The 17,670-nt window shown below is 69.4% G+C and carries 17 protein-coding genes, 4 tRNA genes and 3 pseudogenes; 9 read left to right on the top strand and 15 right to left on the bottom strand.

Annotation, left to right across the window (positions count from 1 at the left end):
* The first annotated feature begins 108 nt into the window (after positions 1 to 108).
* Positions 109 to 1,023, top strand: coding sequence for a serine protein kinase RIO (locus H9L22_RS00975; RefSeq protein ID WP_187721248.1), 915 nt, complete (start codon positions 109 to 111; stop codon positions 1,021 to 1,023).
* A gap of 5 nt (positions 1,024 to 1,028) precedes the next feature.
* Here the strand turns inward: H9L22_RS00975 and H9L22_RS00980 are convergent, their stop codons facing one another.
* From H9L22_RS00980 to H9L22_RS01010, 7 genes are all read right to left on the bottom strand, one after another.
* A complete protein-coding gene (locus H9L22_RS00980) occupies positions 1,029 to 1,298 on the bottom strand; it encodes a YdeI/OmpD-associated family protein (protein ID WP_226966026.1) in 270 nt (89 codons plus the stop codon).
* A 64-nt stretch (positions 1,299 to 1,362) separates the two neighbouring features.
* Entirely contained in the window at positions 1,363 to 3,039 is a 1,677-nt protein-coding gene (locus H9L22_RS00985; protein WP_187721249.1) for a glycoside hydrolase family 13 protein, read from the bottom strand.
* Positions 3,040 to 3,200: 161 nt separating this feature from the next.
* Positions 3,201 to 3,274: transfer RNA gene (locus H9L22_RS00990), tRNA-Phe, on the bottom strand.
* Between the two features lie 26 nt (positions 3,275 to 3,300).
* Positions 3,301 to 3,374: transfer RNA gene (locus H9L22_RS00995), tRNA-Asp, on the bottom strand.
* Positions 3,375 to 3,499: 125 nt separating this feature from the next.
* Positions 3,500 to 3,572, bottom strand: a tRNA-Glu gene (locus tag H9L22_RS01000).
* A gap of 50 nt (positions 3,573 to 3,622) precedes the next feature.
* A complete protein-coding gene (locus H9L22_RS01005) occupies positions 3,623 to 4,999 on the bottom strand; it encodes an SH3 domain-containing protein (protein WP_187721250.1) in 1,377 nt (458 codons plus the stop codon).
* Positions 5,000 to 5,327: 328 nt separating this feature from the next.
* Positions 5,328 to 5,960, bottom strand: a complete 633-nt coding sequence (locus H9L22_RS01010) for a hypothetical protein (protein WP_187721251.1) — start codon at positions 5,958 to 5,960, stop codon at positions 5,328 to 5,330.
* Positions 5,961 to 6,025: 65 nt separating this feature from the next.
* On the opposite strand from H9L22_RS01010, the gene H9L22_RS01015 reads away from it, so the two are divergent.
* A tRNA-Lys gene (locus H9L22_RS01015) sits at positions 6,026 to 6,098 on the top strand.
* A 117-nt stretch (positions 6,099 to 6,215) separates the two neighbouring features.
* Here H9L22_RS01015 and H9L22_RS01020 read toward each other — a convergent pair.
* Together H9L22_RS01020 and H9L22_RS01025 are read right to left on the bottom strand one after the other, a co-directional pair.
* The gene (locus H9L22_RS01020) at positions 6,216 to 7,154 is read right to left on the bottom strand and encodes a helix-turn-helix domain-containing protein (protein ID WP_187721252.1); all 939 of its coding nucleotides are present in this window, start codon (positions 7,152 to 7,154) and stop codon (positions 6,216 to 6,218) included.
* Positions 7,155 to 7,273: 119 nt separating this feature from the next.
* A complete protein-coding gene (locus H9L22_RS01025) occupies positions 7,274 to 7,549 on the bottom strand; it encodes a hypothetical protein (protein ID WP_187722783.1) in 276 nt (91 codons plus the stop codon).
* On the opposite strand from H9L22_RS01025, the pseudogene H9L22_RS20155 reads away from it, so the two are divergent.
* From H9L22_RS20155 to H9L22_RS01040, 4 genes and pseudogenes are all read left to right on the top strand, one after another.
* A pseudogene (locus H9L22_RS20155) lies at positions 7,488 to 7,739 on the top strand (alcohol dehydrogenase catalytic domain-containing protein); the annotation flags it as partial. The gene H9L22_RS01025 and the pseudogene H9L22_RS20155 sit on opposite strands and share 62 nt — an antisense overlap.
* 287 nt (positions 7,740 to 8,026) lie before the next feature.
* Positions 8,027 to 8,410 (top strand): annotated as a pseudogene (locus H9L22_RS01030) (zinc-binding dehydrogenase); the annotation flags it as partial.
* 317 nt (positions 8,411 to 8,727) lie between these two features.
* Positions 8,728 to 9,318 carry a thermonuclease family protein gene (locus H9L22_RS01035; protein ID WP_226966027.1) on the top strand — a complete coding sequence of 197 codons (591 nt, stop codon included), beginning with the start codon at positions 8,728 to 8,730 and terminating at the stop codon, positions 9,316 to 9,318.
* A gap of 96 nt (positions 9,319 to 9,414) precedes the next feature.
* Positions 9,415 to 10,428 carry a LacI family DNA-binding transcriptional regulator gene (locus tag H9L22_RS01040; RefSeq protein ID WP_187721253.1) on the top strand — a complete coding sequence of 338 codons (1,014 nt, stop codon included), beginning with the start codon at positions 9,415 to 9,417 and terminating at the stop codon, positions 10,426 to 10,428.
* Here the strand turns inward: H9L22_RS01040 and H9L22_RS01045 are convergent, their stop codons facing one another.
* Together H9L22_RS01045 and H9L22_RS20010 are read right to left on the bottom strand one after the other, a co-directional pair.
* Positions 10,429 to 10,980 carry a TetR/AcrR family transcriptional regulator gene (locus tag H9L22_RS01045; protein WP_187721254.1) on the bottom strand — a complete coding sequence of 184 codons (552 nt, stop codon included), beginning with the start codon at positions 10,978 to 10,980 and terminating at the stop codon, positions 10,429 to 10,431.
* A gap of 1 nt (position 10,981) precedes the next feature.
* Positions 10,982 to 11,338, bottom strand: coding sequence for a DapH/DapD/GlmU-related protein (locus H9L22_RS20010; protein ID WP_187721255.1), 357 nt, complete (start codon positions 11,336 to 11,338; stop codon positions 10,982 to 10,984).
* 39 nt (positions 11,339 to 11,377) lie between these two features.
* On the opposite strand from H9L22_RS20010, the pseudogene H9L22_RS20160 reads away from it, so the two are divergent.
* Positions 11,378 to 11,698: pseudogene (locus tag H9L22_RS20160) on the top strand (MFS transporter); the annotation flags it as partial.
* A 130-nt stretch (positions 11,699 to 11,828) separates the two neighbouring features.
* Positions 11,829 to 12,377 (top strand): MFS transporter, encoded by a 549-nt coding sequence (locus H9L22_RS18250; RefSeq protein WP_226966029.1) that lies wholly within the window; start codon positions 11,829 to 11,831, stop codon positions 12,375 to 12,377.
* A gap of 3 nt (positions 12,378 to 12,380) precedes the next feature.
* Here the strand turns inward: H9L22_RS18250 and H9L22_RS01060 are convergent, their stop codons facing one another.
* Positions 12,381 to 13,871 (bottom strand): patatin-like phospholipase family protein, encoded by a 1,491-nt coding sequence (locus tag H9L22_RS01060; RefSeq protein WP_187721256.1) that lies wholly within the window; start codon positions 13,869 to 13,871, stop codon positions 12,381 to 12,383.
* 76 nt (positions 13,872 to 13,947) lie between these two features.
* Here H9L22_RS01060 and H9L22_RS01065 point away from each other — a divergent pair, with 76 nt between their 5' ends.
* Positions 13,948 to 14,556 (top strand): pentapeptide repeat-containing protein, encoded by a 609-nt coding sequence (locus tag H9L22_RS01065; protein ID WP_187721257.1) that lies wholly within the window; start codon positions 13,948 to 13,950, stop codon positions 14,554 to 14,556.
* 29 nt (positions 14,557 to 14,585) lie between these two features.
* Here the strand turns inward: H9L22_RS01065 and H9L22_RS20165 are convergent, their stop codons facing one another.
* Genes H9L22_RS20165 through H9L22_RS01075 form a run of 3 tightly spaced genes read right to left on the bottom strand, consistent with a single transcriptional unit; the run spans position 14,586 to position 17,544 of the window.
* Positions 14,586 to 16,106 (bottom strand): type I restriction enzyme subunit R domain-containing protein, encoded by a 1,521-nt coding sequence (locus H9L22_RS20165; protein ID WP_406707842.1) that lies wholly within the window; start codon positions 16,104 to 16,106, stop codon positions 14,586 to 14,588.
* A complete protein-coding gene (locus H9L22_RS01070; RefSeq protein ID WP_187721258.1) occupies positions 16,064 to 17,341 on the bottom strand; it encodes a DEAD/DEAH box helicase family protein in 1,278 nt (425 codons plus the stop codon). The genes H9L22_RS20165 and H9L22_RS01070 overlap by 43 nt, the downstream gene beginning before the upstream one ends.
* Complete coding sequence (locus H9L22_RS01075) at positions 17,338 to 17,544, bottom strand: hypothetical protein (protein WP_187721259.1); 207 nt, start codon at positions 17,542 to 17,544, stop codon at positions 17,338 to 17,340. The genes H9L22_RS01070 and H9L22_RS01075 overlap by 4 nt, the downstream gene beginning before the upstream one ends.
* Between the last annotated feature and the right edge of the window lie 126 nt (positions 17,545 to 17,670).

Below are 17,670 nucleotides of genomic sequence, written 5' to 3' on the forward strand. Positions count from 1 at the left end.
GTAGCGTCGGTGCCCGACCCGCGATTCGGAAGGAGGTCGAAGACATGTCCCGTCACAGCTACACGCGCTGCCGTCCGGCGGCGCGTCCTTCGAACTCCCGGAGAACCCGTGTCAACACCTTCCCGCTCGGCCAGCACGCCTGAGCGCAACCACGTCGATTCCGACGACGACGCCGTCGTCGCACCACGCCCAACTGGTCCCTCCGGGGTCCGCGCATCCTCCGCGGTCCAGTGGGACGTCACCGTCCTCGCGCCACCGGGCGGCGACCGCTGGACCACCTGGGATGAACTCGGAGTCTCCCACGGCCCTCAGCCGCGACCCAGCTGGGTGATCACCTCGGGCGAGGCCTTCGACACCGAACTGGGCATCCTCAAGTCCGGCAAGGAAGCCGACGTCCACCTGATCGAGCGGACCGGTCCCGATGGCGCCTGCCTGCTCGCCGCGAAACGGTACCGAGGCGCCGACCACCGCCTCTTCCGCCGTGACGACGCCTACCAGGCGGGCCGCCGCCACCAGAAGTCCCGACAGCGGCGCGCGATCGCCAACCGCAGCACGTTCGGGCGCGGCCTGATCGCTGGGATGTGGGCAGAAGCCGAGTGGCTGGCGCTGTGCCGACTGTGGGGCTCCGGGGTGCGCGTGCCCTATCCCGTCAGCCACGACGGCGAGGAACTGCTCATGGAGTTCATCGACGACGGCCTCGGCCATGCCGCTCCCCGGCTCGCCCAGAGCCGCCCCGGCCCGGAGGCCCTGGCGGCACTCTGGGAGCAGTTCCGGCTGGTGGTGCTCACCCTCGCCGAGGACGGCTTCGCCCACGGCGACCTGTCGCCTTACAACCTGCTCGTCACGGCGTCGAATGAGCTTGTCGTCATCGACCTGCCGCAACTGGTCGACGTCACCGTCAACCCGCAGGGGATCGAGTTCCTGCACCGCGACGTGATGAACGTCTCACGTTGGTTTGTCGCCCGGGGTGCGGCGGAGGGAGGGGAAGAGCTGTTCGCTGAGGCGCTGGCGCGGCTGTACTGACGGTGTCAGCGGCCGTTGCGCTCCCGGTGGGCGCACCCCGGCCAGCAGCACGGACGGCGCTGCCCACCGGCGAGCTGGGAGACGGCGCGCTCGATGCGGCGCACCCTGGTCTCCGCCAACTTGCCCTCCGCCACGAAGCAGAGCCACTCGTTGCGGGCCAGCGGGGTGATGTCGAGCCAGGCGGCGAGTGCGGCCTCCTCATCGCGCAGGGCGGCGGCGAGGTCGGCGTGCATCTCGGTGTGGACGGTGCCCACGGGCAGCTCGGTGGTCTTCACCGGCCCAGCCTAACGCCGTCGGCGCGGCTGGCGAACCGGTGGAGACCACCGAGCGCAGCGTCGGTCAGACAGCTGGCGCGATCCAGACCGTCGTGTCGCCTGGAACCGTCGCCCCGGACGCCTCTCCGCTGGAGAGCACCACGACGCCGGCGATAGGGCCCAGCTCGAAGGGCTCCGAACCGAAGTTCGTGACCACCTCCCAGCCGTTGGGGCGGGCGTAGCGCAGCACATCGTCCCTGCCGGTGTCGATCCACCGCAGCTCCTCGTCGGCCTGCAGTTCGCCGCGCAGCTCGAGTGCGCGCCGGTACAGCGACAGGGTCGAGCCCTCGACGCCGTCCAGCGCGTCGACGGCGTGTGCGCCGAACCAGGCCGGCTGCGGCAGGTGCGCCCCGCCGCTGCCGAATCCGAACGAAGAACCGGACGCCGTCCACGGCAGCGGCACGCGGCATCCGTCACGGCCCAGGCCGTCGTAGTCGGCTCCGCGGAAGAACGCGGGATCCTGCCGCTGCTCGGGGGTGATGGCGGCGACCTCGTGCAGGCCGAGTTCCTCGCCCTGGTACAGGTACGTGCTGCCGGGGAGGCCCAGTAGCAGCAGGGTGGCCGCCCGGGCCCGGCGCAGGCCGAGCTCCCGGTCCAGCGCGTCCTCGGGGCCGCCGGCGGCGATCCACTCCGTGCCCTGCTTGACCGTGCGCCCGTTCAGCGGTGCGAGGCCGTAGCGGGTGGCGTGCCGGGTGACGTCGTGGTTCGAGAGCACCCACGTCGTTGACGAGCCGGTCGCCGCGGCCTGGGCGAGATTGTCGGTGATGATCGTGCGGAACTGGGCGGCATCGAAGTCGGCGACCAGCAGATCGAAGTTGAACGCCTGCCCGAGGCTGTCGGCCGAGGCGTACTTGGCGCGACGCTCGGGCGTCTCCACCCATGCCTCCGCGACGGCGGTCCGCGGTGGGTCGTAGGAGTTGAACACCTCGCGCCATCCCGCGTAGACCTCGTGCACATCGTCGCGGTCGAAGAGCGGATGGTTGCCGTCGCGGGGGATCTCCTCGAGCTGCGAGGTGGACGGCAGCGGCTCCGTGAGGTCCTTCGTCAGCATGTGGGCGACGTCGATGCGGAACCCGTCGACGCCGCGGTCGGACCAGAAGCGCAGGGTCGTGAGGAAGTCGGCGCGGACCTCGGGGTGGGCCCAGTTCAGGTCAGGCTGCTCCACAGCGAAGTGGTGGTAGTACCACTGGCCGTCCTCGACGCGCTCCCACCCTGCGCCACCGAAGGTCGACTGCCAGTCGGTCGGCGGCAGTTCCCCGTCGACGCCGGTTCCCTCGCGGAAGATGTAGCGCTCGCGGGCGGCGGACCCGCGCCCGGCGGCCAGGGCCTCCTGGAACCAGGCGTGCTGGTCGGAGGTGTGGTTCGGGACGATGTCGACGACGACCTTGATTCCGCGGGAGTGAAGGGCGGCCACCATCGCGTCGAAGTCGGCCAACGTCCCCAGCCGGGGATCGACGTCGCGGTAGTCGGCGACGTCGTAGCCGCCGTCGGCCAGCGCCGACGGGTAGAAGGGGCTCAGCCAGACGGCGTCGATCCCGAGGGAGGCGAGGTAGTCGGCGCGCGACATGATGCCGGGGATGTCGCCGATGCCGTCACCGTCCGAGTCGGCGAAGCTGCGGGGGTAGATCTGGTACACGACGGCCTGGCGCCACCACTGCGCGGCCTTCTGGTTTGCTATGTCGGGGACGAGGGCATCAGTCATGCGGGGACTCCTTGAGTTCGTCATCGTCAGATTCTCCGGAGAGTCTGCCACGCGGACCTGTCGTCGATCCGGGTGATGCCATCGCAGCGGTAGCTGGCCTTCAGGGGTGACGCAGGGGAGCCCTGGAAATGAAAGAACCCCTGGATAACCAGGGGCTTCTGTGGCCAGGGCCGGGATCGAACCGGCGACCTTTCACTTTTCAGGCGAACGCTGCTACCAGCTGAGCTACCTGGCCGGTGGCCTGGCTTTCGCCTGACCTAGCGACCCCGACGGGACTCGAACCCGCGACCTCCGCCGTGACAGGGCGGCGCGCTAACCAACTGCGCTACGGGGCCAATTTCTTGACCTGCTGGCTGAGCCAGCCCGGTAACTATAGCGTGACTCTCGCCTCGCTGTCACATCAGGCAAAAGCCCTTGTGGCTACCGGTTTGGGCCACCTCCAAGGGAGGTGGACCCTTCGCATCCCCAACGGGATTCGAACCCGTGCTGCCGCCGTGAAAGGGCGGAGTCCTAGGCCGCTAGACGATGGGGACCTAGCGTGGACCAGCATAGGGGGTGCTGGTCCCCGGTTTCAAACGACGGTTTACCCGTAGGTGTTGATGTGGACGTGGTCCTTGTGGTTGGCCGTGTCGCCGCCCCGGGAGGCCATGGCGCGCCAGCCCTCCTTGTTGCGGGCGACGGACCAGATCTTCTGGTCGAAGATGATGTAGTTGATGCCGTACTGCTTGGCGTTCGCCTGGTAGTACTTCGCGATCTCCCAGCCCAGGGCCGAGTTGCTCTTGTAGCTCGGGATCATCACGTCGACGGCGCGGCCGGCCGGGTGATCGGGGGTGACGTCGCGGCGCCAGCCGTACATCGTCTTGATCTGCGGGTAGCGGCTCCAGATGTCACGGACGATCGACTTCACGTTCTCGTTGGTCTGATCGAGGCCGCTGGAGTAGCCCTTGTTCAGGGACGAGCCCGAGCCGGACCCGGTCGAGCCGCCGGTCGACGGCTTGCTGGCCGAGACGTACTTGGCGGTGACCCACTTGACCGCGCCGTTGTGGACGATCTCGGCGCGTCCGTTCTCCACCTTGCCGGTGGTGGCGAGCGTGCCGCCCTTCGGGATCTCGCCGCTGTAGGAGGTGCCCTTCGAGGCGGCCCAGATGTTGAGGACCGTGGTGGCGTACTTGGTCGTCGTCGCCGGGGCCTCGGGGACGGCGGGGCCGGTCGCCGAGTCGTCGACGGCCACGAGGTACTTGGCGTTGACCCAGCGGACGGCGTTGTTGTAGATGACCTGTGCCATCCCGTTCTCGGTCACGCCGGTCACGTCAAAGATCGTGCCCTTCGGGGCGTCGCCGAGGTTCGTGAAGCCGGTCGTGGACGTCGTGCGGACCATGAGGGCGGTGGTGCCGCGCTTCTTGCCGACGACCTTCGGGAGCGCCTCCTGATAGGCGTCCTCGGAGCTGCCGCTGAGGTAGCGGGTCGAGCCCCAGAGGGTCACGCCCTTGTAGGTCAACTGGGCGAAGTCGTTGTTCACCTTGCCGGTGAGCACGACCTGGGTGCCACGCTGGACGGTGTAGCGGATCGAGTCACGCGTCGACGGGCCGGTGCGGAGGTTGAGGTTGGCGGTCGTGTAGACGGCGCCGGTCGTCGACTCGGACGTTCCGTTGCCGGAGCTCGCGGAGCCGCTCTTCATCAGGTACGCGCTTGCCACGTAGGCGGTCTTGCCGTTCCAGGTCACCTTCGTCCAGCCGTTGCTCGAACCGGAGGCGGTGAGCTTGTCGCCCTTGTTCAGGACGGTGAGGCTTTTGTTGGAGGTCGAGGGGCCGGTACGGACATGCACGCGCGTCGTCGTGGTGACCTGTCCGTCGAGCGCATCCGCGCCGGGCGTCAGTGCGATCGTTCCGAGTCCCTGGACCAGGATGGCCAGACTGGTCGCTGCTGCGAAGCCGCGCAGTCCCCTGAGTGCCTTGTTCACGTCGTTCCTCCACGTTGGATGGTCGGACGTGTCGCCTCCTCAGGGCAGATGCCCTCGACACGTCCGGCCGCTGGAGGGGACGTTAAGAGGTGTGGGGGCCTCTGGCCAAGGGTGGTTGAGAGTTTGCTGAGACGATCACAAGCCGACACGCCGCGCTGTGAGCAAGAACTACGACGGTGTGATTCCAGTGTGAAGCGTGGGGTTAAACCCTGGTTGACAAGGGAGTTTGCTCTCGGGGGTCACTGGGGTGGAACCCGGAGGGAGAGTTCGGAGGCCCAGAATTCTCAGGAACATGCTCAGGTCAAGTCGACCTTGAGGTTGACCCCCCCTAGGTTGAGGTTCGTCCCTCCGGTTCAGGTTCGACCCAGGTACGGGCTCCGGTGCTCGACCAGTGCGCAGCCCTGCCCACCGCCGAGTCGGGAAGGTAGCCCGCCTGAAGATCGGCGGCCTCGAGCGATTCGATTCCCAGGAGTTCGGCGAGCCGTCGACGATCCTGCGTGGAGCCCGTCGCGGCCAGCACGGGGAGCCCCACCGCGCGGCGGTTGGCGGCCAGCGTCGTCAGAACCTCGGGGTGCCACCCGGCCGCCACGATCGCCAGGGGATGCTCCGGGGTCGCGCCTGACAGGGGTCGGAGGAGTTCGCGCATGCTGGTGACGTCGCCGTCGACGACCAGCACCCGCGGTGTGTCGAGGGAGGCGCCGGCGCTGTTGGTGGCGAAGTCGGGATGCGCATGCCCGAAGGCGAAACCTTCGCCTCGGCGTGGCAGGTCGCCGCCCTGGCCGCTCGACGGTGCGGGCATCGCGTCGATCTCGTCCTGCGTGACGTAGGTGGGGACGTTGCGGTCGACGGCCTCGACCCCGCGGGCCGGGGCCGGCTCGTCGGCGCCCGTCAGCCGCCGTCGTTCCCGACGGTCGAGCAGCAGCGCCCCTGCCAGCAGTGCTCCGCCAGCTAGCACGATCACGAGAAACCACGTCCAAGGGCCCATGGGCTCAAGGGTGCCATGCGCGTCGCGCTAGACTGCCGAACGCCCCTATAGCTCAGTCGGTAGAGCAGTGGACTTTTAATCCATGGGTCGCGGGTTCGAGCCCCGCTGGGGGCACCGGTTGCGGGCCTAGTCAAAGTGGATGTGGGGCCGGATCGGTCGGATCGGGTCTGCGTGCCATGACAGCCATGACAACAGCCATCTATCTCCGCCATGTGGCCCGTCGGGGCGGCGTCACGCGAAGGAGCGCTGGCCCGCCGTCGCGGTGGCCCGGTAGCGGCGCGGCGTCGTTCCCGTCTCGCTGCGGAACTGGCGGTTGAAGTTCGACAGGTTCCCGAAGCCGACCTCGTAACAGATCTCCGACACCGGGGCCGACGTCGTGGCCAGCAGGTGGCAGGCGCGAATGATGCGCAGCCGGCGGACCATCTCGGCGAAGCCCCGGCCCGCGGCCCGAGTGAAGAAGCGCGAGAACGCGGACGGCGACATGTCCACCAGCGCCGCGACCTCCGGCAGGCGGATCTCCTCGGTGAGGTGTTCGGTGATGAAGTCCAACGCCGTGTTGACGCGGGCCTGGACCGCCGGATCCGTGGCTGCGGCAGCGCCGACTCCTGACAGTTCGCGCCGCTCATGCGGTGGGCACCTCGACAGGACGGCGAACAGGCCGAACAGGTGATGAAGGCGCTCCACGCCCGTGCTCGCGCCGATCCGCTCCAGCGCCCGGGCGCCGGCGGCGGCCGTCCCCCCGAAGTACTCCAACCCGCGGGCCGCTGAGTCGACCAGCCGCACGGCCTCCAGGGCATCGGGTGCCAGCCGGGCCAACTCGCGGAGGCTGTCGGGGTGAACCTGCAGCACGACGTCGCGCCCCGGGATCGACTCGCCGGGCGCGAGATTGCTGATCCAGTTGTGGGGCAGGTGTGAGCCAATCAGCGTGAGGTGGCCCGGGGCGAACGCGCCGACGTGGTCCCCAACGAACGCGAGCCCAGTGCCGGAGCGGATGAGGTGGATCTCCACCTCGGGATGCGTGTGCCAGCGGGCCAGCGGATGTGGGTAGGCGTGTTCGTGCCATCGCACCATGCTGTCCAGGTCGGGGACGACGATCTCGCGGCTCGGTGGTCGCAGGCCGGGGAGTGCGGCGTCGCCTGTACCGGCCGAGGCCGCTCCCAGCGTGGCCATGCCGCCCTCCTCCGCGCCGTCATCGGCCGCAGGGTACGGCCGGGTGGATGGCAAAAAAGTATCAGTAGCGGGCCCTCCCGGGTGCTAGAGGGAACCGTCCGGGCGGGCGAGACTGGTCGTCAGCCCCGGAGACCGATGAAGGCCTCCCCGCAGTGACTGATGGGAACCGCCATGACGCCGACCACACCGCACGACCGCACCACGCCGCGCCCCGACGCCTCCTCGACCGCCGTCATGCGGCGCGCGCTCGTCGAGCCACTCACGGGCGTGCGGCTCGAGGAGCATCCCGTCCCGACCCCTGCCGCCGGCGAGGCGCTGATCGCCAGCAGCCTGGTGGGGATCTGCGGGACCGACACCCACGCCGTCGCCGGCCACCACCCCTTCCTGACAAGCACCTACGTTCCCGGCCACGAGGCGGTGGGTGTCGTGGCCGGCCTCGGCGAAGGCACCACCGGGCTCGAGGTCGGTCAACGGGTCCTGCTCAAGCCGAACGTCGCCTGCGGCGAATGCGTCAACTGCGCGGCGGGGCGCACCAACGCCTGCGAACACCTGGCCTGGATCGGGTGCGACCCCTCCCGGGCGCTCTCGGGCGGGATGGCCGACTACTTCGTTGCGCCGCTGACCAACCTCTTCCCCATCCCTGATGACGTCGACGACGAGACCGCGGCACTCGTCGAATGCCTGGCGACCCCGGTCCACGCCGTCCGGATCGCCGGTGACCTGACCGGCGCGCGGGTCGTCGTCCTCGGGGCCGGCAGCATCGGCGCGCTGACACTGGTGGCGGCCCGCCGCGCCGGTGCGGCCACCGTCGTCGTCACCGACACCGAGCCCGGCAAGCTGGAGCGGGCGCGGCGCATGGGCGCCGACGGTGCCGTCGACGCCACCGCCCCGACGCCGACGAGCAGATCCGCGCCGCTCTCGGAGGACCCGCTGACGCGGTGCTCGACTGCGTCGCCACCGAGCGGTCGCTGTGTCAGGGCGTTGGCGTGCTGCGCCGCGCCGGTACCCTGCTGGTCGTCGGCGTCCCACCGCGCGAGGCGACGTTGCCGATGCCGATCATCCAGGACTTCGAGATCCGCATCCAGGGGTGCGCCGCCTACACCGAGGCCGACGTCGAGGCCGCGCTCGGCATCGCCCGGGCCGGAGGCATCCCCGTCGACGAACTCGTCTCCGCCACCTACCCGCTCGACGACCTCGCGACGGCGTTCGAGACCGCCGCGGCGACCAGCTCGGGCAAGGTGCTGGTCACGCCGTAGCAGGGAACCGGCGAACCTCACCCCTGAGGGTGGGGCGCCGGTGCCTCCCGGGTAGGGTGCCGCCAAACACATCGCTTGCGACCGTGGGGGAGACGGCATGAAGAAGTGGGCCATCGGGATCATCATCGGCGCGCTCGGCTTTGGCGGGCTGGTCGGCTGCGACGACCTGGAGAGCGCCGTCCCGCGGTGCTTCCGGTCGCGGAGGCGACGACTCCGAGCGCCGAGCCGACCCCATCCCCTGAGCCTTCGCCGGAGCCGTCGCCCGAGCCTTCCCCGACACCGGAGCCGACCCCGAGCCCGTCGAGCTGCTCCACCGGGTGACCGGCGTCATCGACGGCGACACCATCGACGTCGAGATCGACGGCCGCGACCAGCGGATCCGGATCATCGGCATCGACACCCCGGAACGCGAGGAGTGCGGCTACCAGGAGGCGGCCAGCGCCATGCAGTCGCTCGTGCAGTCCCGCGAGGTCCGGCTCGAACCCGACCCGACGCAGGACGACGTCGACCAGTACGGCCGCCTGCTGCGCCACGTGTTCACCGTCGACGGCGTCAGCGTCGCGGAGGCGCTGATCGCCCAGGGGCTCGGCCGCGAGTACACCTACTCGGCGGCCTACACCTACCTCGATCGCCACGTCGCAGCCGAGACGGCGGCGGCACAGGCCTCCCTCGGGGTGTGGGGCGGGGGCTGCGACCCGGAACCGATCGCCCCGCTGGTCTCCGGGGAGGAGGAGCCGGAGGGTGAATGCCTCATCAAGGGCAACATCAGCCGCAAGAAGGAGAAGATCTACCACGTCCCCGGCCAGCGTCACTACGAGGAGACGCAGATCGACGAATACAACGGCGAGATGTGGTTCTGCACCGAGCAGGAGGCCCGCGACGCAGGCTGGCGCAAGTCGAAGCGCTAATCCGCGACGGGCCCGGTCGGATCGATGGCGGGTCGGATGGGGGTTTCCAGCACGATGCGCCAGAATCGGAGGAAACGGCCGACGCGAGGGGGTTCCATGGCCAAGGCAGCGGGCATCCGGGAGGTGGCCGAAGCAGCCGGCGTGTCGATCGGTACGGTCTCGAACGTCGTCAACAGGCCCGAGCTGGTCTCGGCGCAGATGTTGGCGCGCGTGCAGGCGACCATGGCGCAGCTCGGCTTCGTCCGCAACGACCTGGCCCGCCAGATGAAGATGGGCGGCGGCACCACGTTGGGAGCCATCGTCCTCAACATCGGCAACCCGTTCTTCGCCGACCTGGCCCACGCCCTCGAACTCGCCGCCGAGGAACGCGGCTACATCTCGGTTCTCGCCAGCAGCAACCAGTCGCCGGAGCGGGAGAACCGCTACATCGACCTGTTCGAGGGGCAGCGGGTGGAGGGCATGATCGTGGCGCCCATCGCCGGCATCACCGAGCGGATCCACCGGCTGCACCGCAGCGGCATGCCGTTCGTGCTCTTCGGGTACCCGAGCGACGAGGTGTCAGACTTCTGCACCGTCGAGATGGACGGCGACGTCGGCGCCTACCGGGGGATCGAGCACCTCATCGCCTGCGGCCGCCGCGATCTCGCCTTCGTCGGCGGCCCGCGGCGCCAGGTGCGTGACCGCTGGCAGGGCGCGCTCCGGGCCGCGGCCGAGAACGGCGTGCGGCTGCGGACCCTCGAGACGACAGACCAGACCATGCAGGAGGGGGCGCGGCTCGGCGACCATATCGCCTCGCTGCCGCCCGAGGAACGCCCCGACGGCATCTTTGCGGCCAACGACCTGCTCGCGATGGGGATCATGCAGTCGCTGCTGCTCGCCCGCGACATCTCGATCCCCGGCGACATCGCGCTCATGGGCTACGACGACGTCAGCTACGCCCCTCATCTCAGCGTCGCGCTCACCACGATGCGCCAGGACGTCGATCAGATGGCCAGAGCCGCCGTCGATCTGCTGCTGACCGAGCGCGAGGAGGGCGTGCAGCACGAGCACCGCCGCGTGGTCCTCACCCCTGACCTCGTCCTCCGGGACAGCACGGGCCCGCTGGCCTGATCAGCCCGGGATCAGGCGTTCCAGCGCCGCGCGGGCTACCGCCGGATCCGCGGGTTCCACATCGAGGGCCGCGTGGAGCGTCAGGCCCTCCACCATGGCGTCGAGCAGCCGGGCGGTGACGGGATCGAAGTGTCGTTCGAGGGCCGCGCGGCTTCGCGTCATCCACCCGTTGGTGAGGGCCCGGTAGCGGGGTTCGCGGGCGGCCAGCGCGTACAGCTCAGTCGTCAGCACCAGGTCCCGGTGGGCCACGAACACGTCGGCGCCGATCGTCTCGGCCACCGCGGCCCTCGCCTCGGCCGGCGTCGTCGCCGCCGTCAGCCGCGCGGTGAACCGGTCGGCCACCGAGTCGGCGAACCGCCGCAGCGCCTCGTGGAGGAGGTCGTCCATGCCCTCGAAGTGGTAGCTGACGGAGCCCAGCGGCACCCCGGCCTCGGTGGCGACCCGTCTGGCCGACGTGCCCGCCACCCCGTGGGCGACGATGACGTCGAGGCAGGCGTCGATGATCCGGTCGCGACGGGCGGGGTCGTGGCGGGGGTTGACCGGTGCGGTCATGTCAGAGGCTCCGCAGCACCCGGGCAGGGTTGCCGACGGCGATGACGCCGGCCGGGATGTCGCGGGTCACGACGGACCCGGCGCCGATGACCGAGTCGTCGCCGATCGTGACGCCGGGGCAGACGATGACGCCGCCGCCCAGCCAGACGTTGTCGCCGAGCGAGCCGAGCAGGTCGACGAGGGTGGCGCGTGCGACGGCGTCGTCGCCGGCCAGGACCTCCTGCTCGAACCGGGCCGCGAGCTGTGCGGCACGGTTAGTCGCCTCGAAGATGCGGGGGTCGTCGGCGATGTAGTCGTCGCCGTCGCGCATCCGGTCCCAGTTGGTGCGGGGATCGCCCGCGAAGTAGTCAGCAGCCATGTGTACGAGCGTACACGAAGGGCGTGTACGCTCGTACACATGTCCTCCTCCGCCACCCTCACGGCGCCCCCGGCCGTCGACCGCCGTGCGCGCGGCGCCGTCGCCGCACTGTTCCTCACGAACGGCGCCCTGTTCGCGAACCTGCTGCCGCGCTACCCCGAGATCAAGCTCGCGCTCGGCCTCGACAACGCCACCTACGGACTGGCCGTTGCCGCCTTCCCGGCGGGCGCGATCGTCGCCGGACTCGCGGCCGCAGGGCTGATCCGCCGGTTCGGGTCAGGCCGGGTGGCCGTCGCAGGCACGCTGCTGACCAGCCTCGCGGTGGTGGCGGCGGGGCTGGCACCCAGCGCGCTGCTCCTCGCGGTGGGCCTGCTGCTCGGCGGTGCCGTGGACGCCATCACCGACGTCGCCCAGAATGCCCACGCGCTGCGGGTGCAGCGGCGCTACGGCCGTTCGATCATCAACTCCTTCCACGCGGTCTGGCGCGACGATGGCGGCGCTCGTGCTGATCGCCATCGGGGGCACCGTCGTCGAGGACGCGGGAAACTCGTGGGCCACCTTGTACCTCGGCACGCTGGGTGCCGCCCCGGCCCTGGCCGCACTCGGTTTCATCGCTCTGGTGGGTGCGCAGTTCGTGGGGCGCATGGTCGGCGACCGTCTGGTCGACCGCTTCGGTCAGCGCGCCGTCGCCCGGGCCGGGGGTCTCATCGCGGCCATCGGCATGGGTCTGGCTCTGGCCTTCCCGACCGTGCCCGGCACCCTCGTCGGGTTCGCCGCGGCCGGTTTCGGCGTCGCGACGCTCGTTCCGGCGGCGATGCACGCCGCCGACGAACTGCCGGGGCTCCGCCACGGCACTGGCCTCATGGTGGTCAGCTGGCTGATGCGGCTGGGGTTCCTGCTGTCGCCGCCCCTGGTCGGGCTGATCGCGGACCAGGCCGGGCTCCGGGTCGGGCTGCTCAGTATCCCCGTCGCCGGCCTCCTGGTCGCGCTCCTGGCCGGTGTCCTCGAGCGACGCCGTCGGCAGACCGTAGGGGGTTGAAGGTCAGCCGAGATCCTCGAGCCACGGCGGCGCCTCGGTCGGGGCGACCGCCCGCTTCTCCCAGGTGCGCCACCAGTCCTCGGCGCCGGGGGGCAGCGGGATGGAGGCCGCCGACCGGACGGCGTCGCGGACCTCGACCTTGGCGCTGCGCAGCGCCCGGATCAGGCGACGGTCCGGTTCGGGGTTCGCAAGGTACGCGTTCTCGTGTTGCAGGGCTCGGATGCGGGCCTCGATGATGCGCCGGTGGCGCGCCTCGGCGCCCTCGCTCAGGCCGAGGTGCTGCTCGGCGGCCCGGAGCCAGCCGTACGCCTCGTTGATCGCGATGAGCGCAGGGTCGACAGTCATCGCGTCGTGCACGCTGAGTTCGGGGAAGATCACGATCGAGCCGGCAGAGTGGGCGTAGGCCAGTTCGTCGCGCCCGGCCTCGTCGATGAGGATCTCGGTGGAGCGCATGATGATGCTGAACAGGTCGGAGTCCGCCATGGAGGCCCGGCGGTGGACGCCGCTCGACTGGGAACTCACGATGTAGTTGCGCTCCGCGCCCAGGTGTCCGATCGCCAGTTCGGCGGGGAGGTTCTCCCGCACGCCGCCGTCGACATACGTCTCGTCGCCGATCGGCACGGGGCGAAACACCGCCGGGATCGAGCAGGACGCGAGGATGCCGACCGTCAGGTTGCGAGCGGTGGGGCCGAGCGGCTCGTTGTTGCGGTCGACGAGCGTGCCCGCCTCCGTCATGTAGTGCAGTTCGCCCGACTCGAGCGCGACCATGGCGATCCGCAGCGTCATTCCGGACGCGCGGACCCTGTCCGGGGCGAAGGTCTCCTCGTCCAGCAGCTTCACCAGCACCGGACCCGGACGGTACATCGACTTCGTGTGCTCGAGGCCGTGCGCGATGGTGTTGAGGTCGCTGCCCAGCCGGGGGAGGCGCCCCAGATGCGACGCGACCCCTGCCAGCGAGGCCAGCGACCACTCCGAACGGTGCTCCTCCTCACTGTCCGGCGTCAGCGCCAACTCGAGCGGGTCGAGGGCCCTGGGCGGGGTCTCCGGGCTGGCCGGTGACGGCTGGGCGGGGCGCAGGAACGGCAGGATCGGGGTCCGCGGCCGCGGCGGCGCGACCGGCTTCTGCTCGGGGCGGGCCGACTGGACGATCTCCAGCCATTCCGGCCCGTCGGTCGTCAGCCGGTCGTACCAAGGGCGGGGGGTGAACATGTCGTCGGGCCCGACCATGCCGTCCCACACCTCGCGGAGCCGGCCGAGGAACGCCTGCTGAGCGGCGGTGTCGCCGCCCTGCGCGAGGGCCGAGGCGAGGATTGAGCCGGCCGACGTGCCCACGAAGATCGTGGGAGTGAAGTGTTCGTCGTGCCGGTAGAGGTAGTCGAGGGCGCCCAGCTGGAAGCTGGCGCGGGAGCCGCCGCCGGAAAGGACGCAGGACACGACCTCAGGGCGCGGCGTCAGTGAGAAGAACGGGAGTCCAAACCAACCCTTGCCTGCCATGGCGAACAGCGTAGCGACAGACGGGGACCGGGAGGATGCACCAGGGTCGCATTTGCGTGACCGATAGCCTGGCCGGATGGACATCGAGCTGCAGGACCTGCTGGAAGACGGAGACGGCTACATCGAGGGCGTCGATGCCGGTGGCGTCTCCTTCGGCGGGCCCGAGTGGCACGGGCTGCGGATCCTGGACAGCCGTTTCGTCGATGCCGATCTGGACGGCGCGAAGCTGACCGGCTGTGGGCTGGTCGACGTCCGCTTCGAGGGCGCACGGGCGAGCGAGGTGGCGATGGTCAAGTCGTCGCTGCAGGACGTCACGATCGCCGGTTCCCGGATCGGAGCGGCACAGGCCTATGGCGGCCGGTGGACCAGGGTGCGGATCGACGGCGGGAAGATCGACTACCTGAACCTCCGCGGCGCGAGCATCAACAGGCTGGAGATCGACCGGGCCGTCGTCGGGGAACTCGACCTGTCCGAGGCGAAGGTCGAGGTGCTGAACTTCGTCGGGGCGACGGTGGGCAAGGTCATCCTCACGGGGGCTTCCATGAAGCGCGTCGACCTCCGGGGAGCCCAGTTGCAGGGTCTCGAGTCGGACCCGACCAGCCTGAAGGGCGTCATCCTGAGCGGGGAGCAGGTCACCGACCTCGCTCCCGTCCTGGCGGACATCCTGGGGATCAAGGTGGTCTGAGACCGGGCGGCTGGCGAGTGGGCTCCCGGCTAGCTCCTCGCGTGCAGGTGCTCGTACAGCATGGCGGGCAGCGCCCTCGACAGCTCGGCGAACAGGGCCTCGTCGTTGAAGATGTCGACGATGATCTGTGGGGTGTTGTCGTTGACGCTCAGCACAGCGTCCATGAACGCCTTCGGCAGGGCCGGTGACTCGCTGAACTGCTGCGGGGTGTTGGCCATGGCCTGGCTGGCGAGTGTCTCGTCGTGGGCGAGGTTGAACACGATGTTCGACATCGTGCCGGCGACGACACCCTTGCCGTACTTGTCTCCGAAGCGTTCGTTGAGCTTCTCGATGATCTCCTCGAGGGCGCTGCGGTGCTTCTCGTGGATGGCGCCGGATCCGATGGCGGTGATCGGATCAAGGCCCGGGCCCTGCTCGAGCGTGAGCTTCAGCGCGTCACCCTTGGTGATGCTGTAGCCGGTGAGGCTGACCTGGGAGACGTCGACGGGCTCCTCGAAGGTGGCGGTGCTGAGTTGCGGCAGGATCCGGCGGAGGAAGAAGTGCAGCCGGGGCAGGTCGGTGTCCTCAAGGTTCCTGGCCTGCGAGACGAAGTCGTAGAACTTCACGAAACCGCCAGCATCGGACTTGAACAGCTTCAGCTCGTCCGCCGCGGCGCCGTCGTCATCGACGAACGCCTGCTGCCAGCGTTTGGTGAAGCGGTCGACGGCGGGCGCGGTGGCTGCGGTCAGCGCACTGTTGGCGTTGGGGCCGCCGGTCAGCGCCGCGTCATAGGCCCGCTCGACCTCGGTCCAGTCGTAGATGCCGGCCGCCTCCAGCTTGCTCTTCAGGTCGTAGGCGAGGTTCGGGTCGGTCGTCGCTGTGAGGGTGGCCTGTCCGTAGTACGGCAGGAACGCGTCGAGGATCGCCTCCGGCTCGTTGACGAAGTCGAGCACGAACGTCTTGTCCTTGCCCGGGTGGGTCCGGTTCAGCCGCGACAGCGTCTGGACGGCCTGGACTCCGCCGAGCTTCTTGTCGACGTACATCGCCACCAGACGAGGCTGGTCGAACCCGGTCTGGAACTTCTCGGCAACGATCATCACGTTGTAGACCGACGGTCGGAACGCCTCAGCCAGGTCGGACGTCCACAGGTCCGGGTTCTGCGTCTTCTCCGTCAGGCCATCGCCGACGTCCTCAGGGTCGTCGACGGTGCCGGAGAACGCCACCAGCGACTTGATGCCGGCGATGTGGTCGTCGTCGAGGTAGCGGTCGAGGTACTTCTTCCATCGGACAGCCTCCTTGCGGGAGCCTGTGACCACCATGGCCTTGGCCTTGCCGTCGAGGAGGGGAGCCACGAAGGTGCGGAAGTGGTCGACGACGATCTTCGCCTTCTGCGAGATGTTCGTCGGGTGGAGCCGGACGTAGCGCACCAGAGCCTTGACGGCCGTGGACTCGTCGACCTCGCCGGGCCCGTCGTAGTCCTGCCCGGGGTGCTGCAGCTGCCAGGCCACCTTGTAGGGGGTGTAGTTGGTCAGCACATCGAGGATGAACCCCTCCTCGATGGCCTGCTGCATCGAATACAGGTCGAACGGCTCCGGGAGGGTGCCGCCGTCGGGAATCCGTCCGAACAACTCGAGCGTCTTCGCCTTCGGGGTTGCCGTGAAGGCGAAGTAGGAGATGTTCGGGGCATGAGCGGTGACTTCCATCGCCCACTGGAGGTACGCCTCGGCGTCCACCTCCGCGCCGTCGGCCACCGCGGCGAGCTCGTCGGGGAGAGGACCTTGGCCAGCGCACCGGCGGTGGAGCCGGTCTGCGAGGAGTGCGCCTCGTCGGCGATCACCGCGAAGCGTCGGCCGGACAGCTCCTTGGAGGTGTTGATGAGGGTGATCAGCGCCTCGAAGGTCTGGATGGTGACGATGACGATCTGCTTGCCGCCGGTCAGGGCGGCCGCCAGCTCGGCGGACTTGGAGCCGCCATCGGCGCGGGTGATGGACCTGACCACGCCCCTGTGGTGCTCGAACTGGGCGATCGCGTCCTGCAGCTGCTTGTCGAGCACGGTGCGGTCGGTGACCACCACGACGGTGTCGAACACCTTCGCGTTGTCCTGGTCGTGGAGCTGGGAGAGCTGGTGGGCCAGCCAGGCGATCGAGTTGGTCTTGCCCGAGCCGGCCGAATGCTGGATCAGGTAGCGCTGGCCCTGGCCGTGAGCGCGGGCGTGCTCGACGAGACGGGTGACGGCGCGCCACTGGTGGTAGCGCGGGAACAGGATCTTCTTCTGGAGAGTCTTGGCGCCCGTGTCGTGGTCGACCTCGGTCTCGACCTGCGTGTGCATGAAGGATCCGAGGATCCGCAGCCAGTTGTCGCGCTGCAGGGTTTCCTCCCAGAAGTACGAGGCCGCCGAGCCGTCCGGGTTCAGCGGGTTGCCGCTGCCCTGACCGCTGCCACGGTTGAAAGGCAGGAACCGGGTCTTCGCGCCGGCGAGCCTCGTGGTCATCGCGACCTCGGAGTTCGACACCGCGAAGTGCACGAGGGCTCGCTGACCGAGCGCGAACAGCGGCTCGCCCGCGGGGTTGCGGTCGAACTGGTACTGCTTCGTGGCGTTGGCAAGCGGCTGCGTGAAGTCGGTCTTCAGTTCCACTGTGGCGACGGGGATCCCGTTGATGAACAGGACCAGATCGAGAGCCTTGTGGGGATGCTTGGCGGAGTAGTGAACCTGGCGCATCACCCGCAGCCGCATCTTCGCGTAGGCGGCGAGGGTGTCCGGGTTGATCGACGTGGCCGGCCGGAACTGCGCCATCCGCAGCTTCACCGAACCACCCGTCGGGGGATGTAGCCGAACCCGCTGCGGAGAATCTCCAGCGTGCCGCCGTTCTTGAACGGATCGATGTCCAGCACCTTCGCCAGCCGCTGCAGCAGAAGCTTCTTCGCCGCTTCCTGCTGGGCCGGGCTGTCCGTGGGGTGTACGGCCTTGGCGTACTCATCCGGCTGTGTGTCGGCGAGCCAGCCGAACACGTCCTGTGGGAAGAGGGCCAGCTGCCTGTCGTAGCCGGCGTCGGTGGGGAGTAGAGCCAGCCGTTGGCGGCCAGGTGCTCGCAGATCTCGGTCTCCAGCACGGATTCGAGATGTGCCCCGGCTACT

Origin of the sequence: Tessaracoccus defluvii, assembly GCF_014489575.1 — a bacterium.
GTDB lineage: Bacteria > Actinomycetota > Actinomycetes > Propionibacteriales > Propionibacteriaceae > Arachnia > Arachnia defluvii.

Bases quoted from the DNA above. Each gene is read 5' to 3' on its own strand.
- H9L22_RS00985 (WP_187721249.1), bottom strand. From the start codon at position 3,039: ATGACTGATGCCCTCGTCCCCGACATAGCAAACCAGAAGGCCGCGCAG.
- H9L22_RS01020 (WP_187721252.1), bottom strand. From the start codon at position 7,154: ATGGCCACGCTGGGAGCGGCCTCGGCCGGTACAGGCGACGCCGCACTC.
- H9L22_RS01040 (WP_187721253.1), top strand. From the start codon at position 9,415: ATGGCCAAGGCAGCGGGCATCCGGGAGGTGGCCGAAGCAGCCGGCGTG.
- H9L22_RS01045 (WP_187721254.1), bottom strand. From the start codon at position 10,980: ATGACCGCACCGGTCAACCCCCGCCACGACCCCGCCCGTCGCGACCGG.
- H9L22_RS20010 (WP_187721255.1), bottom strand. From the start codon at position 11,338: ATGGCTGCTGACTACTTCGCGGGCGATCCCCGCACCAACTGGGACCGG.
- H9L22_RS18250 (WP_226966029.1), top strand. From the start codon at position 11,829: ATGGCGGCGCTCGTGCTGATCGCCATCGGGGGCACCGTCGTCGAGGAC.
- H9L22_RS01060 (WP_187721256.1), bottom strand. From the start codon at position 13,871: ATGGCAGGCAAGGGTTGGTTTGGACTCCCGTTCTTCTCACTGACGCCG.
- H9L22_RS01065 (WP_187721257.1), top strand. From the start codon at position 13,948: ATGGACATCGAGCTGCAGGACCTGCTGGAAGACGGAGACGGCTACATC.
- H9L22_RS20165 (WP_406707842.1), bottom strand. From the start codon at position 16,106: ATGCAGCAGGCCATCGAGGAGGGGTTCATCCTCGATGTGCTGACCAAC.